Annotated in this window: 14 protein-coding genes; 11 read left to right on the top strand and 3 right to left on the bottom strand. The window is 53.5% G+C overall.

Going from position 1 to position 15,711, the window contains the following annotated elements:
* Positions 1–66 precede the first annotated feature (66 nt).
* Positions 67–1,500, top strand: a complete 1,434-nt coding sequence (locus tag INF30_RS05495) for an alanine/glycine:cation symporter family protein (protein ID WP_226394455.1) — start codon at positions 67–69, stop codon at positions 1,498–1,500.
* A gap of 38 nt (positions 1,501–1,538) precedes the next feature.
* Here INF30_RS05495 and INF30_RS05490 read toward each other — a convergent pair whose 3' ends face one another.
* Both INF30_RS05490 and INF30_RS05485 read right to left on the bottom strand, forming a co-directional pair.
* Positions 1,539–1,997, bottom strand: a complete 459-nt coding sequence (locus INF30_RS05490; protein WP_311136000.1) for a GNAT family N-acetyltransferase — start codon at positions 1,995–1,997, stop codon at positions 1,539–1,541.
* A gap of 136 nt (positions 1,998–2,133) precedes the next feature.
* Positions 2,134–3,324: an MFS transporter gene (locus INF30_RS05485; protein WP_226394454.1), complete on the bottom strand. Its 1,191-nt coding sequence runs from the start codon at positions 3,322–3,324 to the stop codon at positions 2,134–2,136.
* A gap of 274 nt (positions 3,325–3,598) precedes the next feature.
* Here INF30_RS05485 and INF30_RS05480 point away from each other — a divergent pair, with 274 nt between their 5' ends.
* Complete coding sequence (locus INF30_RS05480; protein ID WP_226394453.1) at positions 3,599–3,967, top strand: UvrB/UvrC motif-containing protein; 369 nt, start codon at positions 3,599–3,601, stop codon at positions 3,965–3,967.
* Positions 3,957–6,443: an ATP-dependent Clp protease ATP-binding subunit gene (locus INF30_RS05475; protein WP_226394452.1), complete on the top strand. Its 2,487-nt coding sequence runs from the start codon at positions 3,957–3,959 to the stop codon at positions 6,441–6,443. Before INF30_RS05480 ends, INF30_RS05475 begins: the two co-directional genes overlap by 11 nt.
* Before the next feature lie 43 nt (positions 6,444–6,486).
* Here INF30_RS05475 and INF30_RS05470 read toward each other — a convergent pair whose 3' ends face one another.
* Positions 6,487–6,948 (bottom strand): MarR family winged helix-turn-helix transcriptional regulator, encoded by a 462-nt coding sequence (locus tag INF30_RS05470; RefSeq protein ID WP_076780334.1) that lies wholly within the window; start codon positions 6,946–6,948, stop codon positions 6,487–6,489.
* 191 nt (positions 6,949–7,139) lie between these two features.
* On the opposite strand from INF30_RS05470, the gene INF30_RS05465 reads away from it, so the two are divergent.
* The 8 genes from INF30_RS05465 (at position 7,140) to INF30_RS05430 (ending at position 15,699) form a co-directional block, all read left to right on the top strand.
* A complete protein-coding gene (locus INF30_RS05465; RefSeq protein WP_226394498.1) occupies positions 7,140–7,910 on the top strand; it encodes an HD domain-containing protein in 771 nt (256 codons plus the stop codon).
* 39 nt (positions 7,911–7,949) lie between these two features.
* The gene (locus tag INF30_RS05460; protein WP_076780336.1) at positions 7,950–8,810 is read left to right on the top strand and encodes a YitT family protein; all 861 of its coding nucleotides are present in this window, start codon (positions 7,950–7,952) and stop codon (positions 8,808–8,810) included.
* Between the two features lie 130 nt (positions 8,811–8,940).
* A complete protein-coding gene (locus INF30_RS05455; RefSeq protein ID WP_226394451.1) occupies positions 8,941–10,056 on the top strand; it encodes a phosphotransferase enzyme family protein in 1,116 nt (371 codons plus the stop codon).
* Between the two features lie 296 nt (positions 10,057–10,352).
* Complete coding sequence (locus INF30_RS05450) at positions 10,353–11,333, top strand: Rpn family recombination-promoting nuclease/putative transposase (RefSeq protein WP_226394450.1); 981 nt, start codon at positions 10,353–10,355, stop codon at positions 11,331–11,333.
* 181 nt (positions 11,334–11,514) lie between these two features.
* Entirely contained in the window at positions 11,515–11,925 is a 411-nt protein-coding gene (locus INF30_RS05445) for a DUF3783 domain-containing protein (RefSeq protein WP_076780340.1), read from the top strand.
* Positions 11,925–12,845, top strand: a complete 921-nt coding sequence (locus INF30_RS05440; protein ID WP_226394497.1) for a leucine-rich repeat protein — start codon at positions 11,925–11,927, stop codon at positions 12,843–12,845. The genes INF30_RS05445 and INF30_RS05440 overlap by 1 nt, the downstream gene beginning before the upstream one ends.
* On the top strand, positions 12,842–14,203 hold the full coding sequence (locus INF30_RS05435; RefSeq protein ID WP_226394449.1) for a vWA domain-containing protein: 1,362 nt from the start codon (positions 12,842–12,844) through the stop codon (positions 14,201–14,203). The genes INF30_RS05440 and INF30_RS05435 overlap by 4 nt, the downstream gene beginning before the upstream one ends.
* Positions 14,194–15,699 (top strand): ATP-binding protein, encoded by a 1,506-nt coding sequence (locus INF30_RS05430; RefSeq protein WP_226394448.1) that lies wholly within the window; start codon positions 14,194–14,196, stop codon positions 15,697–15,699. Before INF30_RS05435 ends, INF30_RS05430 begins: the two co-directional genes overlap by 10 nt.
* Positions 15,700–15,711 lie beyond the last annotated feature (12 nt).

Here is a 15,711-nt window from a genome sequence, read left to right as displayed (position 1 = left end):
CTTTACAGGGGCAAAATTTCGCTATATACTGATGGGACAGGAAAAAGAAGAAAGGAAAAGAGATACATGGAATTTTTACATGCAGCAGGCAGCGCTGTGGTGAATCTGATCGAGGCTGTCTACAGCCTGCTCTGGGGCGATATCATTACGCTTCCTCTCCCGGGAGGCGGTACACTGGGACTGTCGATCCTGGTGCTCATCCTTGTCCCGGCCGGAGTTTACTTTACTGTAAGGACGCGTTTTATGCCCTTCCGCATGTTCCCGGAGATGCTCCGGGTGACTATGGAAAAGCGAAATGTCTCAGATGAGAAGGCGATCTCCGGCGTCCAGGCCCTCATTGTCTCCACAGCGACCCGGGTAGGCATGGGCAATCTGGTAGGAGTGGTGGCTGCCATCTCCGCAGGAGGCGCAGGAGCGGTCTTCTGGATGTGGGTCATTGCCCTTCTCGGGTCCTCCACGGCTTTCGCGGAGGCCACCCTGGCTCAGATCTATAAAGAAAAAGACCCGCTCTACGGCGGATACAGGGGTGGGCCGGCCTACTATATACACAACTTATTTATCACGAGAAGAGGGAGCAAAAGGAAGAAATCCGTGGTGGCAGTGCTGTTTGCCATCTCCGGACTTCTGTGCTGGTGCGGAGTCAGCCAGGTGATCGGCAACTCCGTATCCTCCGCTGTTGACAATGCTTTTGGCATTCCGCCCCTCTACTCCACCATTGTCCTTGTCATTCTGGCGGCGGTCATCGTACTGCGCAGGAATGCCACGGTCAAGGTGCTGGATATCATGGTGCCGGTGATGGCAGGCCTCTATCTGCTGATCACGGTGTATGTGATCCTGACAAATATAGGCGCGCTCCCAGGCGTGTTCCAGCGGATCTTCGCTGAGGCTTTCGGCTTCAGGCAGGTGGCCGCAGGAGGCTTCGGGGCCGTCCTTATGAATGGTGTGAAGCGGGGACTTTTCTCCAATGAGGCGGGCTCCGGGTCTGCGCCCTGTGCCGCCGCTGCAGCGGACATCAGCCATCCGGCAAAGGAGGGGCTTTTGCAGGCTCTGGGTGTGTTCATTGACACCCTTGTGATCTGCAGCTGCACTGCGATGATCATGCTCCTCACTCCTGAGAGCATGACAGCCGGGCTGGAGGGTATGGATCTTCTGCAGACGGCCATGAGCTATCACCTGGGTGAGTTCGGTGTCATTTTTACGGCGGTGATCCTGTGGCTGTTCAGCTTCTCCACTTTTATCGGCATCCTTTTTTACTCCAGGTCCAATATTGCCTATCTGTTCGGGGACAACTGGGCCTCCCAGACGGCCTACAAGATCCTGGCTCTTATCATGCTTTTTGTGGGAGGAATGGCGGCCTACACCTTTGTGTGGGATATGGGAGATGTGGGAGTTGGCCTGATGACCATCTTCAACATGATCGCCCTCATCCCACTGGCCGGTGAGGCGGTCCGCTCTCTTAAGGACTATGAGTCCCATAAAAAACAGCCCTGCGGCCTGTAAGACCGCAAGGCTGTAGTGATGGCGGGACAAGGGAAGGATTACAAAATGACTTCCATCCCCACTTTCTGTTCTTTCAGACCGCAGGAGCGGTAGAATTTCATGGCGCTCTCGTTGCAGCTCCAGACATTCAGGGTGACATTGTAACATCCATGTTCCCTGGCAAAGTCGAGAACTGCATGGTAGAGCGTCTTTCCTATATGTTCTCCCCGCAGGGTTTCCTCTACACAGAGATCATCGATGTACAGGGTCTTGATATCGGTCAGAATGTGGCTGTCTGTGTGCTGCTGGAATATGCAGAAGGCGTATCCCTGCAGGCAGTCATTGTCGTCTACAGCGGCCAGGATAGGGCGCTTTTCATCTCGCAGGATCTCTTTCAGCTCTTCGTCCGTGTACTTGCTTTTTCCATATTTAAACAGGTCAGGCCTTCCCTTGTGGTGGACCAGGGCTACCTGTGCCAGCAGGCTGTGGATTCTCTCTATGTCTTTTTCTTCTGCCATACGTACTCTCATGGTGCAACGCTCCCTTTCTCTGTTTGTTTTATGGATATCCCCTTGGTAAGAGACACTAATAAAAGTGTAACACATTTTATAAAGAAAAACATAAAATTCTCATGTCCGTATCAGAAAATACGGTTCAGGACAGCGTGCGGCGGTTCAGAAGAAAGACAAGGACAGCCATAGGAACGCAGAGAAGAAGAACCGGGTAGAAGAGTCTCACATCCACGCTGCCGTAGAGGAGGCCGCCCAGCATAGGGCCCAGGGTCATACCCAGGTCCAGGCCGATGTAGTAGGTGCTGTTGCCCAGACCGGCGTGTTCCCTGCCGGCGATCACAATGGCGCGGGACTGGCAGACAGAGCTCATAATGCCGTAGCCGCCCGCCATCAGAACAGCTGCAACGCACATGGGCAGGTCACTTTTCATCAGCGCCAGCAGGAGGATGGAGAGGAAGGCGCAAAGGGAACTGCCGGCAAAAAAGACAGAGAAGCGCAGGCGGTCAAAAAGATCCCGCATAGTGAAGCGCAGGATCAGAAGGGCTGCAGCATAAATAGGAAAGAACAGGCTGACTGTGACAGGCAGATTCCGGGTCTCTGTGTACCGCACAATAAAAGACTGGGTGGCGCAGTAGGGGATGGAAAACAGCATGATGATCAGGGCGATGGGGAGGACTTTAGGTTCCACAATCTGCAGCTTTTTTCTGGCGGCTTCCCCGGGGTTCCTGTCTGTATCTTTGCCGGGACCGGGGGAGGCGGGGCGCAGGATGGGCTCGCCCCTGTCGGATACGAACTGGATCAGGACAAGAGACAGGCCTGTAAAAACAGCGGCTACAATAAAGGAGATGCGGTAGCCAAGCGTCTGGTAGAGCACCACGCCGATGGAGGGGGCCACAGCCATGGCCAGTGCGTTCATCATGCCGTATATGCCCATGCCGGAGCCGATCTTCTCAGGCGGAAGCAGGAGGGACATCCAGGTGGACATGGAGCTGGAGCAGAGGGCAAAGCCGACGCCGTTTATGATCCGGAAGAACAGCACCATCAAAGGATTGACGGACAAAAGATAGCCTGCGCAGGCGACGGTCATAAACAGAAGCCCTGCCATGGACAGGCGGTATTTGCTGATCCGGTCAATGAAACTTCCCATAACAGGGCGGCAGAAAAGAGAGCACAGGTTCATCATGCCACCCACGATGCCCATAAAGGCCGCGCCGGCACCGAGAGTCTCGGAGAACCCTGTGATAAGCGGAGTCACGAGCATGGGGCTTGCGAAATAGAAAAAGCCGGATGCCAGAAGAAGCAGGATATTTTTTGACAGCATGGAATGTTTCATAGATATTTCTCCCTTCTATATCGGTCATTCCGCAGTATGCGGATAACAGTCTGGAAACCATTAACAAGCCTACTCCTGTTGGGGAGGATTTGTCAATGGGAGTGCTTTCTTCTATATAATATGCGGAATCAAGGCCTGGTTAAAATCTAAAAAAAATATAAAAAACCTCAAAAATATTGACGATTTTATAGTTCTGGATTATATTATTAAAAACTTAACTATTAAGTTTTTTAAATATAACTTCTGAGACAGAGACAAAGAGGTGAATGTTGATATGAAATGTCAGTTTTGCAATACAAATGAATCCGACCGGATCTTCTATACGAATTACATGGGCGCCCTCTACCAGATCCCTGTGTGCGAGGGCTGTCTGCATCGGATGTGGCAGCAGGCAGTGGCTGCCGGCCAGGCGGAGGCCTTCCGAAATTATGCGGGGTGGTGGCCCGGCAGGCCGGAGCCCCGAAGGCTGGGAGAGCGCGCCTTTCCAGACGAGGCGGCGGAGGATCTGAAGAGAAAGAGGCAGCTTGCAGTCCTTAAGATCCGGCTTCAGGAGGCGGCAAACCAGGAGAACTATGAGGAGGCAGCCCGGCTGCGGGACGACATAGCCTCCATGGGAAGGGAGGTGTGCTCCCATGAAAGTTAATCTGGAAGTGTACAGTCAGAGGGGTCTGCAGATTTTTCAGAGTGCGCTGAAATTTGCCTCCAGACTGGGCCACGGGTTCCTGGGAAGCGAGCATCTTCTCTGGGCTCTGGCAAAAGAGGGGGGCAGGTCTGCCCGCCTGCTGAAAAAGTACGGTCTGGACGACAAGCTGGTGGAGGAGTATATATGCAGATACGACGGCAGCGCGGCGGGCATCAAGTCCAGAGCAGTCCAGCTGTCCGGCGAGGCGGATCAGGTCCTGAGTCAGGCGCAGGAAGTTTCCAAAGCCAGAGGACATGAGAAGACGGAGCCGGAGGATATTTTGGCAGGCATCCTGGCTACAGGGGAAAGCGCGGCTGTGCAGCTCCTCTGGTCGCTGGGGGTAAGCACAGAAGAGATGAAAAAAGAGCTTCCCGGCAGCGGGGAAGAATACACAGCCGGGGAGGAGATGGATTCCGCTCCGCCAGAGGAAGAAGACGGGGAGTCCTATCTGGAGAAATACGGATCGGACATGACGGAAAAAGCGGAGGCAGGCAGATTTGATCCGGTCATCGGCCGGGAAGACGTGGTGGAGCGCCTGGTACAGGTGCTGTCCCGCAGGACCAAGAACAATCCGGTGCTCATCGGGGACCCGGGAGTGGGAAAGACTGCCGTGGTGGAGGGGCTTGCCCAGCGCATTGCCAGCGGCCGCATCCCTCTCAATCTGAAACATAAAAAGATCATTGCAGTGGATCTGGTGGGCATGATATCCGGCACCCGGTTCCGGGGCGACTTTGAGGAGAGGATGAAGGCATTCCTGGAGGAAGCCCAGGAAGATGAGGATATTATCCTCTTTATCGACGAACTCCACACCATCATGGGAGCGGGGGCAGGCACCAGCGAGGCCATGGATGCGGCCAATATTTTGAAACCAGTGCTGGCCCGGGGTGACCTGCAGATCATAGGCGCCACGACGGGCAGCGAGTACAGAAGGCATATAGAAAAAGATGCGGCGCTGGAGAGACGCTTCCAGCCTGTGCAGGTGGAAGAACCCAGCGTAGAGGAGACAGTGGAGATACTGGAGGGGCTGAAGAAGCGATATGAGGAGTTCCACGGTCTTGTCATTACGGACGGGGCAGTGCGAGCGGCAGCTGAGCTTTCCGGGCGCTACATCCAGGACCGGTTTCTTCCGGACAAGGCGATCGACCTGGTAGATGAAGCGGCCTCCAGAATCCGCACCAGGGCCATGACAGAGCCGCCGGAGCTGCAGCAGCTGGATGACCAGATCGCGGCCACGGAGCGGGAGAAAAAGAAGGCGGCTCGGGCCCAGGCCTACGAGCAGGCGGCTGTGCTCCGGGACAGGCAGAATGAGCTGGAGCGGACTCTGCGGGAGCGCCAGGAAGCATGGCAGAAATCCCAGAAAAGGGCGGTGGATACCCAGGATATTGCGGCGGTGGTCTCTGCCTGGACAGGTATACCGGTGACCATGCTGACCATGGATGAGAAGGAGCGGCTCCGCTCTCTGGAAACGATCCTCCATCAGAGAGTGGAGGGCCAGGATGAGGCGGTGAAAGCGGTGGCTCAGGCGATCCGCCGGGGACGAACAGGCGTGGCGGACCCGGGCAGGCCGATGGGTTCTTTCCTGTTCCTGGGCCCCACGGGTGTGGGGAAGACAGAGCTGTGCCGGGCGCTGGCTCAGGCTATGTTCCAGGATGAGAACGCCATGGTCCGCCTGGATATGTCCGAATACATGGAGTCCTACACAGTCTCCAAGCTGATCGGCTCCCCGCCGGGCTATGTGGGACACGACGAGGGCGGACAGCTGACAGAGCAGGTGAGAAAACATCCCTACAGCATTGTCCTCTTTGACGAGATCGAGAAGGCCCACCCGGACGTGTGGAACGCGCTTCTGCAGATCCTGGACGACGGACGGCTGACCGACTCCCAGGGGCGGACGGTGAGCTTCAAAAATACAGTCATCGTCCTCACGTCCAATGTGGGGGCCAGGGATATACTGGGCAGGAAGTCGCTGGGATTTGTGCGAACAGACAGGGAGGAGAAGGCCCAAAGAGAGGACAATATCCGCAGCCGTGTCATGGAGGAAGTAAAGCGCACCTTCCAGCCGGAGTTTTTGAACCGTCTGGATGAGATCATCGTGTTCCACCAGCTGGACGAGAAGGATGTGCGCCAGATCGCCGCCCACATGACAGAGCAGTTCGCAAGGCGTCTGGAGGGGCAGGGCATCCACCTGCAGATCACAGACCGCGCTGTGGATGTTCTGGCACAGGAAGGATTTGACCCGGTATATGGGGCCAGGCCGCTGCGCCGGGCGATCCAGTCCGCTCTCCAGAACAAGGTGGCGGATAAACTTCTTGAAGAAGACTTTGATGCGGAGCGCATCATTGTCGTGGATGCGGAAGGAGAAAAGATCTGTCTGACTGTATCCGGGGAGGAAAGCCCGGTTCAGGAAAAACAAGAAGAACAATTAGAGAAGACTTAGAAGATAAGGACTTAAAAAATAAGAACAGCCCGCCGGGCTGTTCTTATTTTTTGTCCTTTTGTCCCAGAGAGCAGGAGAGCTCATTTAAGGAAGTGAGGAGCTCAACCAGCTGGCGCATGTTATCCTCCCCGAACTGCAGAAGAAGTTCCTCCCAGGCCTGGTTATATTTTTCGGCAGAGCGGCGGGCGGCACTGACACCCTCCGGGGTAGCGCTGATGGAGATCTTCCGGCGGTCCTGGGGGTCGATCTCCCGGACAATATAATTTTTCTTTTCCAGTGTATTCAGGATGTAGGAGACAGCCGGCTTGGAGATCCGGAGGCGCTCCTGCATCTTTGGCACGTTCAGGTTCGTGCAGGACTTTTCGCTGCAGCTGCAGCCTCCCAGTATATCTCTGAGGATGGCCATCTCGTTCATCTGCATTTCACAGGCCAGCGAAAAGGAGGCTTCCAGTTTTTTAAAACACATCATAGAAGAAAAAAATTGTTCCTGCAGCTTATTGTCCATATAAACTCCTTAAATAGTAAATGTTTAACAATTGTACAGACAAAGTATAGCCCAGTTCCAGGCAGATTTCAAGGAAATGGAAGTCTTTTTCGTTGATTTACTCTATAAGAGGAGTTACAATAGGATGCGGCGAAAAGCGACGAGCGTACCGTGAGCAATGATAAAGATAGGTTTGGAGACAGAAAATGGGAATAGATTACAACAGAGCCAGGGAAGTTTTTGAAAAGTATCTGGATGGATACGACAGGTGTGACGGGAAAGTAAAGCTGAAGATCACCCACACATACGGCGTGGTGGCCCAGAGCACAGCGCTGGCAAAGCGCATGGGGCTGGGGGAGGAGGACGCGCAGCTGGCCAGGATGATCGCGCTGCTCCATGACATTGGCCGATTCGAGCAGCTGAAGCGATTTGACAGTTTCCTGCCAGAGACCATGGACCACGCTGCCTACGGGGCAGAACTCCTTTTTGAGGATGGGATGATCCGCAAGTTTCTCCCGGAAGACACATGGGACGGCATTATCCGGACTGCCATAGAGAAGCACAGTGACTATGTGCTGGAGGGAGTGGAGGATCCCCGCACCCTCCTTCACGCCAGACTGATCCGGGATGCGGACAAGCTGGACAACTGCAGGGTAAAGCTGGAAGATCCCCTGGAGACATTTGCGGGAGGCACGGCGGAGGAGATCGGCGCACAGAAGATCTCGCCAAAGGTCAAGGCAGATGTGCTGGCGGGAAAATGTATCCGCTCCTCGGACAGAGTGACGCTGATGGACTTCTGGGTTTCCTATGTGGCCTATTTTTATGACCTCAATTTCCGGGAAAGCCTGGACATTGTGGAAGAACAGGACTATGTGAGACGGATCGTTGGGCGCATCCCCTACTCCGACCAGGAGACAGAACATGCCATGGAGGAGATAGAAAGAGCGTTGACAGCCTACGTCCAGACCCACGGGAGAAATTAAATAAGAATACAGAGGGAGAGTCTACGAGAGGAAACAGTTATGAAGTTTGAACCAAAAGAGGATATAAAGAGGATTATTGTTGTCTGCATAGCGGCAGTCATTATGGCACTGAACATCAAATCATTTGTCCGGACAGGAGGCCTCTATCCGGGCGGCGCCACAGGGCTGGCGCTTCTGATACAGAGAGCGGGGGACATGTTTTTTCATGTGGAGATCCCCTACACGGTAGTCAACGTGGCGCTGAACGCGGTTCCGGTCTACATCGGCTTCCGCTATATAGGGAAGAAGTTTACCCTGTATTCCTGCCTGATGATCGTGCTCACCAGTGTTCTGACCGATATCCTGCCCGGATATGTGATCACCTATGACACGCTTCTTATCAGTATTTTCGGCGGACTGATCAACGGGTTTGTGATCAGCCTGTGCCTCCATATGAACGCCACCACAGGAGGGACAGACTTTATCGCCATCTTTCTGTCAGAGAAGAAGGGCATCGACTCCTGGAATATGGTGCTGGGTCTGAATGTGCTGATCCTGGCGGCGGCAGGCGTTCTGTTTGGATGGGATAAGGCGCTGTACTCGATCATCTTTCAGTACACGTCCACCCAGGTCCTGCACATGCTCTACAAGAAATACCAGCAGGAGACCCTGCTTGCAGTGACCAACAAAGCGGAAGAGGTGTACGAGGCCATCTTTGCCACGACGAACCACGGCGCCACGATCATCGAAGGGCAGGGGGCCTATGAAGACCGGGAGAGGAAGATCGTGTACTCCGTGGTCTCCAGCGCTGAGAGCAAAAAAGTGATCCAGGCCATTAAGCAGGCAGATCCCCATACCTTTATCAATATCATGAAGACAGAGCAGGTGTCGGGGAAATTTTACCAGAAGCCAAACGAGTAGCAAAGTCCGGAAGCCTGTGCAGATAATGCAAAATAAGAAAAATATCAGATAAAGATTTCCATATTCCTTTATATTACAATTGTCCCAGACAGAACGAGAAGACATTTTATTTCCAGGAGGGAAGAAAAATATGAAGGAATTAACACAGGAAAAAATCCAGAACGCGATAAACAATTTTAAGTTTGAAGGGACATTGACAGACTGCAGGCCTTACGGGAGCGGACACATCAACGACACATATCTGCTCTCCTATTCCATCGGTGAGATGGGAAGGCTGAAAGTGATCCTCCAGAGAATGAACAGCGAAGTCTTTACAAAGCCGGCGGAGCTGATGGAGAACATTATCAACGTCACCACCTACCTGAAGGAGCGGATCGCGGAGAACGGGGGAGACCCGGAGAGAGAGACACTGAACGTGATCCCTGCAAAGGATGGAAAACCTTACTATAAAGACGAGGATGGGAACTACTGGAGATCCTACAAGTTCATCACCGGCGCAACCAGCTATGATAAAGTAGAAAAGCCGGCAGACTTCTACCAGAGCGCCGTGGCATTTGGAAATTTCCAGCGTCTTCTGGCAGATTTCCCGGCAGAGACACTCCATGAGACCATCGAGGGATTCCACGACACAAGAGCCCGCTTTGCCGTGTTCGAGCAGGCTGTAAAGGACGACGTGATGGGCCGGGCCGCGACTGTGGAAAAAGAGATCGAGTTTGTCCGTGCCAGGGAGAAATCCATTGCCAATTATTTCAGCGAAATGCAGGAGAAGGGCGAGCTGCCCCTGCGTGTCACACACAATGACACAAAGTTGAACAACATTATGATCGACGACAAGACAGGAAAGGGCATCTGTGTCATTGACCTGGATACGGTTATGCCGGGCCTGGCCATGAATGATTTCGGTGACTCTATCCGCTTTGGGGCCAGCACCGCTGCCGAGGATGAGAGGGATTTAAGCCTGGTGTCCTGCAGCATGGAACTGTTTGACATCTATGCGAGAGGTTTCATCGAAGGATGCGGCGGCAAACTGACAGAGCGTGAGATCCTGGAGCTTCCCATGGGAGCCAAAACCATGACTTACGAGTGCGGCATGCGCTTCCTTACAGACTATCTTCAGGGTGACACCTACTTCAAGATCCACAGAAAAGACCACAATCTGGACCGGTGCAGAACCCAGTTTAAACTGGTGGAGGACATGGAGCAGAAGTGGCACACTATGCAGGCTATTGTGAGAAAGTATATGTAGGCGGGGCTTGCAGAGATTTCTCCGGAAAATTTTGATAAATAAAACAGGTATTAACTATGCATAAATGACAGGCGTGTTTATGTGGGTTAATACCTGTTTTTTTATGTGTATTTTGTATATTGACTCCGGAAAAAGGGAGTGTTATAGTTTTCCATATCTATAACAGGCGGAATGTTTCAAATCGCCTGGTCAGTTTGGTCCGCTTTTCTACAGAGCGGATGCACTTCGGAATTTTCTGGCAGAATCTGCCACAGGTTCCATTTGACGAAAACAACAACCAAAAAGGAGGTATGCTTATGGGGAAAAGCAGTACGGCTGTTAATCACTGGATGCGGGACAGGGGCAGATTTGCGGATCTGTTCAATGGAGTCGTTTTTGGCGGAGAGCAGATTGTCAGGCCGGAGGAGCTGGAGGAGGCACGGGGAGAGTCGGATATTCTCGTACCGGACAAGGGGGAGAAAGAGAGGCAGGTACAAAGGTACCGGGATATTGTTATGCAGTGGAAGAAAGGTCCCTATTTGGCCATGCTGGCCTGCGAGAGCCAATCCGGCATCCATTATGCCATGCCGGTCCGCAATATGCTCTATGACAGTCTCTCTTATACAGAACAGATTCGCCGGATTCGTGAGAACAACAGAGGAAAAGCGGGGGTGGGGAAAATGACAGGGGAAGAGTTTCTATCCGGCATGCGCAAAGAGGACAGAATCTGCCCTGTCATTACACTTGTGTTGTACTACGGGGAGGACGAGTGGGACGGCAGCAGGAATCTCTATGATATGTTTCCGGAAGGATGGAAAGAACAGATTTGGAAAATGCTGGAAAAGTATGTGCCGGATTACCGTATCAATCTGGTGGATGTGGGAAAAATCGGGAAGATTGAAAAGTTTACCAGTGATTTACAGCTCATTTTCGGTATGCTAAAATATAGGGAAGATATGGGAGAACTTCAAAAATATGTGGATAGACACAGGGAGTATTTTCAGAATGTAGACGTGGATACCTACCGCGCAGTAAGAGAACTGCTGCATGCAGGAAATGTGATGGAAGGCATGAAAGAAGGGTACGACAGAAAGGAGGGAACGGTGAACATGTGTAAAGCATTGGATGATCTGTACCAGAAGGGCGTTGACAACGGAATGGAACAGGGAATACAGGCGCTTGTGGAGATCTGCCGGGAGCTGGGGCAAACACGGGAAGTGACAGAGAAGAAAGTGTGCGAAAAGTTTACAGTTTCCCAAGAGAAGGTTCGGGAGTGCATGGAAAAGTACTGGGCCTGAGACAAAAGAGAATGAGAAGAAAGGGCTGGTGTACACTCTGGAGCAGAACAGTTTCCAGGTGTACCCGGCCTTTACTTTTTGCGCCGAAAAACAACACTAGTCATACACTGCCTATATCTGCTATACTATTAGAGGAGACCATACATGATATGGTAGACACAGAAAGGAGAGACGGAAGATCATGGCAGTAAGAGGAAGCGTGTTGTTATACAATTTTACAGATAAAGCAAGAACAGATAAAGTGAAATTTATTTTCGTACTCATGGGTATTAAGATCCGGAGTGTGGAGAAGGAGGACTACCTACAGCCGGTCGGCGCTCTGTCGGGAGTGGCCGGAATGGAGAGGAGCGGGGATGTCTACGAGGGGGAAGGCTTTGGAGAGGAGATGCTGGTCATCTGCAACCTGACAGACGCCCAGATGAACCAGATGCTGGCCTACTTCCGCAAGGAGGGGATTCAGATTCCTCTGAAGGCGGCCCTGACGCCCACCAACATGAACTGGAATTCCCTGGAACTTCACGATGAGCTGGTGCGCGAGCATGAGGCGGTCCAGAAGCAGATCCGGGAACAGAAAGAGCAGAAAAAAGAGTGATGATAGAGACAGAGAGAAATTCAGAAAAAAATGAGATCATCCTGGATGGAGCGCAGTACAGGCGGGAGCCGGAAGGTATCCTGCTGGAGCGGGCGGCGGACACAGAGGAGATCCGCATTCCAGATGAGATAGAGGGGGAGCCGGTCCGTTGGGCGGCTCCCTACGCCTTTGCGCGGACCCGGGCCCGGGAGGTCCGTCTGCCGATTGACATGGAGAAAATAGGAAACTATAGCTTTTACAGGTGTTTCGGGCTGCGAATGCTTTCCTTCTCGGACACCCTTGTGGATGTGGGATCGGGAGCCTTCAGTGGATGTGCCCTGCGGGAGATCCGGATCGACCACTACCAGGGAGAGAAATCTTCTCTGAAATTTCTTGCAGATGAACTGCGATATGCCCTTTATGTGACGCTGCGCTATCACAGGGAGGACGGTAGAGTGGATGAGGCCAGGCTTTTGTTCCCGGAGCATTACGAGGAGGCGGTGGAGAACACACCGGCCCGGATCGTGGAGACCCACTATCACGGGTCCGGCGGGGATTACCGTCAGTGCTTTTATAACCGGGAGCTGCAGTTTGCGGAGTATGATCGGCTTTTTCCAAGAGCGGTGGCTGAGGAGAGCCAGGAGGACGCCCTGCAGCTGGCGGCCCTGCGGCTCTGCTGGCCCTACAAGCTGGCGAAGGAGGCGGCGGACAGATACGGAGCGTATCTGCGGGAGCACATGTCCTGCGCGGGGAAGGTCTATGTAGAAAGACAGGACACGCATATGCTGCGGTTTTTCGGGCAGGCCGGATACTGGGATCAGGAGGGGCTGGATGCGGCTGTCGATGCGGCAGCGGGAAACAAGGAGACAGAGATACTGGGCTTTCTCATGGATGAGAGAAGGCGGCTGTTTCCAAAGAAGAAAAAGGTGTTTGAACTATGAGAGACCAGAGGGAAAAACAGCAGGCTGCAAGTGAACAGCTGGCCGGGATCGGCAGGGATATCCTGGTCCTTACGAGAAATGAGCTCTATCTGAACATGCGGTTCCTGGATGTGGCCCTCTCCGGCTTTTCCTATGTGATGGATCTGTCGGCGGAGCCGGCGGCCACGGACGGATTTGTCATCTATTATCATCCGGGGCGCATAGGCGGACTCTACAAGGAGAACAGAGTGGACATGTGCCGGCTGTACCTGCACATGGTGCTCCATTGCCTGTTCCGCCACCTCATCGGGAGGGATGGCAGGGACAGAAGACTGTGGGATCTGGCCTGCGACATAGCGGCTGAATCTATCACGGACAGTATGTATATACGGACTGTGAGAAGAGGGAAATCCTGGCTGCGCCAGGAGACGTACCGGAAGCTGAGAGAAGAGATGAAGGTGCTGACTGCGCAGAAGATCTACGGAAGCCTGGAGCGGTGGGATCTGCCGGAGCGCAGGCTGGCAGACCTGGAGAGAGAATTTTTTGTGGACAGCCACCAATACTGGCCGGAGGATGAAGACCTGGAGAGAAAGCAGGAGATCGAGAACCGTTGGCGGGATCAGAGCGAACGGCTGGAGACCGAGATGGAGACATTCTCAAAGGAGGCCTCCTCTTCGGCGGGGGATCTGCTGGGCCAGGTGAAGGTAGAAAATAAGGAGCGATTTGACTATCGGGAATTTCTGCGGAAATTTGCGGTCCTCAAAGAGGAGATGTCCATTGACCAGGACTCCTTTGACTATGTGTTTTACAGCTACGGTCTTTCTCTGTACGGGAACATGCCCCTCATTGAGCCCCAGGAGTGGAAGGAGACGAAGAAGATCGAAGAGTTTGTGATCGTCATCGACACCTCCATGTCCTGCTCCGGGGAACTGGTGAAAAAGTTCCTGGAGGAGACTTACGGGGTCCTGAGTGAGCAGGACAGCTTCTTTCACAAAGTGAACATCCATATCATCCAGTGTGATGACACAGTCCAGTCGGACCGGAAGGTCACCTGCCGGGAAGAACTGCGGGAGTATATGGACCAGCTGGAGCTCAAGGGGGAGGGAGGGACCGATTTCAGGCCTGCCTTTGCCTATGTAAATGAGCTGCTTGAGAGGCATGAATTCCAGCAGCTGAAGGGACTTATCTATTTCACAGACGGGCAGGGGATCTACCCGGCAAAAATGCCTCCTTACGAGACAGCCTTTGTCTTCCTGGAGGAGGACTACGAGGACAGGGACGTGCCGCCCTGGGCCATCAAACTGGTTCTGGAGGAAGAAGAGATTGAGAATATGTCCGGCGGAAAGTCGGAAGAAAAAGGAGATACAGCATGGATATAAAGAGAGCCAAACAGGAAATTGAAGACTCCATAGAGGCATATCTGAAAAAGGACGCTTACGGGGAGTATATGATCCCGGCTGTCCGGCAGAGGCCCATCCTTCTCATGGGCCCGCCGGGCATAGGTAAGACGCAGATCATGGAACAGATCGCCAGAGAGTGCGGGATCGGGCTTGTGTCCTACACCATCACCCACCACACCCGGCAGAGCGCCATCGGCCTTCCCTTTATCCGGGAGAAGGTCTATGGCGGAAGGACCTATTCTGTCACAGAGTACACCATGAGCGAGATCATAGCCTCAGTCTACGATAAGATGGAGGAGACCGGCCTTGCGGAGGGCATCCTTTTCATCGATGAGATCAACTGTGTCTCCGAGACGCTGGCCCCGGCCATGCTCCAGTTCCTCCAGTGCAAGATGTTTGGGAACCAGAAAGTGCCGGAGGGGTGGATCATCGTGGCAGCAGGTAACCCGCCGGAGTACAATAAGTCTGTCCGGGAGTTTGACACAGTCACGCTGGACCGGATCCGGCGCATTGACGTGGAAGAAAATTATGGGGTCTGGAGAGAGTACGCCTACCAGGCGGACATCCACCCGGCCATTCTGTCCTACCTGGAGCTGCGGAGAGACTATTTCTACAGGATGGAGACCACGGTGGACGGCCGCATGTTCGCCACCGCCAGAGGCTGGGAAGATCTGTCGGAGTTCCTGAAGGCCTGCGAGGCTGTGGGGAAGAAGGCGGACCGGGAGGTGGTGCACCAGTATATCCAGCACTGGAAGATCGCCAAAGATTTTGCCAATTATCTGGAGCTGTTTGCAAAATATAAAAAGGACTACGGTCTTGAGAAGATCCTGGAGGGACAGTACAGCGGGGATATGCTGGAGAAACTGAAGTTCGCCTCCTTTGATGAGAGGCTCAGCGTAGTGGGGATGATACTGGGAAAACTTTCCGGGTTGTTCCGGGACAGCTACCTGGCTGACCGGTACGTGACAAAACTGTTTGACTGTCTGAAAGAATACAAAGCCTGTGGCAGTCTCGCAGAGGCGGCCGGGGCGGCGGCAGAGCGCTATGAGAACCTGCGACGCGCCGGACAGCTCACCAGAGAGGCGGACCACATGCTGCGGCAGGTGAACGACACGCTGGACCGGTATCAGCAGCTTCTGAAGGAAGAGCGCCTGACAGCCGCGGACCAGGCGGAGGCGGCTTTTGAGCGGGTGCGCAGCGAGTTTGAGAAGGAGACCCGGAAGCGGGAGGAACTCCTGGAGCGGACCGGCCGGGCTCTGGACAATGCGTTCTATTTTATGGAGGATGCCTTCGGCGACAGCCAGGAGATGGTGTCCTTTGTGACAGAGCTCAACACCAACTACTACAGCATCCAGTTTCTGAAAGAAAATGACTGTGATATGTACTACAAGTACAACAAGCGTCTTCTTGTGGATGAGCAGCGGGAGAAGCTGCTGGAGAGGATGGATGAGGCGGAAGGCATGCTCAGGGAATAAGAGAGGAGGAAA

It is taken from the genome of Claveliimonas monacensis (assembly GCF_014982975.1).
GTDB classification, from domain to species: Bacteria; Bacillota; Clostridia; order Lachnospirales; family Lachnospiraceae; genus Claveliimonas; species Claveliimonas monacensis.
This window is presented reverse-complemented; position numbering and strand designations above follow the sequence as displayed.

What these genes read in the sequence shown, in the direction of transcription:
- INF30_RS05495 (WP_226394455.1), top strand. Translation starts at nt 67, where the DNA reads ATGGAATTTTTACATGCAGCAGGCAGCGCTGTGGTGAATCTGATCGAG.
- INF30_RS05490 (WP_311136000.1), bottom strand. Translation starts at nt 1,997, where the DNA reads ATGGCAGAAGAAAAAGACATAGAGAGAATCCACAGCCTGCTGGCACAG.
- INF30_RS05485 (WP_226394454.1), bottom strand. Translation starts at nt 3,324, where the DNA reads ATGAAACATTCCATGCTGTCAAAAAATATCCTGCTTCTTCTGGCATCC.
- INF30_RS05480 (WP_226394453.1), top strand. Translation starts at nt 3,599, where the DNA reads ATGAAATGTCAGTTTTGCAATACAAATGAATCCGACCGGATCTTCTAT.
- INF30_RS05475 (WP_226394452.1), top strand. Translation starts at nt 3,957, where the DNA reads ATGAAAGTTAATCTGGAAGTGTACAGTCAGAGGGGTCTGCAGATTTTT.
- INF30_RS05470 (WP_076780334.1), bottom strand. Translation starts at nt 6,948, where the DNA reads ATGGACAATAAGCTGCAGGAACAATTTTTTTCTTCTATGATGTGTTTT.
- INF30_RS05460 (WP_076780336.1), top strand. Translation starts at nt 7,950, where the DNA reads ATGAAGTTTGAACCAAAAGAGGATATAAAGAGGATTATTGTTGTCTGC.
- INF30_RS05455 (WP_226394451.1), top strand. Translation starts at nt 8,941, where the DNA reads ATGAAGGAATTAACACAGGAAAAAATCCAGAACGCGATAAACAATTTT.
- INF30_RS05450 (WP_226394450.1), top strand. Translation starts at nt 10,353, where the DNA reads ATGGGGAAAAGCAGTACGGCTGTTAATCACTGGATGCGGGACAGGGGC.
- INF30_RS05445 (WP_076780340.1), top strand. Translation starts at nt 11,515, where the DNA reads ATGGCAGTAAGAGGAAGCGTGTTGTTATACAATTTTACAGATAAAGCA.
- INF30_RS05440 (WP_226394497.1), top strand. Translation starts at nt 11,925, where the DNA reads ATGATAGAGACAGAGAGAAATTCAGAAAAAAATGAGATCATCCTGGAT.
- INF30_RS05435 (WP_226394449.1), top strand. Translation starts at nt 12,842, where the DNA reads ATGAGAGACCAGAGGGAAAAACAGCAGGCTGCAAGTGAACAGCTGGCC.
- INF30_RS05430 (WP_226394448.1), top strand. Translation starts at nt 14,194, where the DNA reads ATGGATATAAAGAGAGCCAAACAGGAAATTGAAGACTCCATAGAGGCA.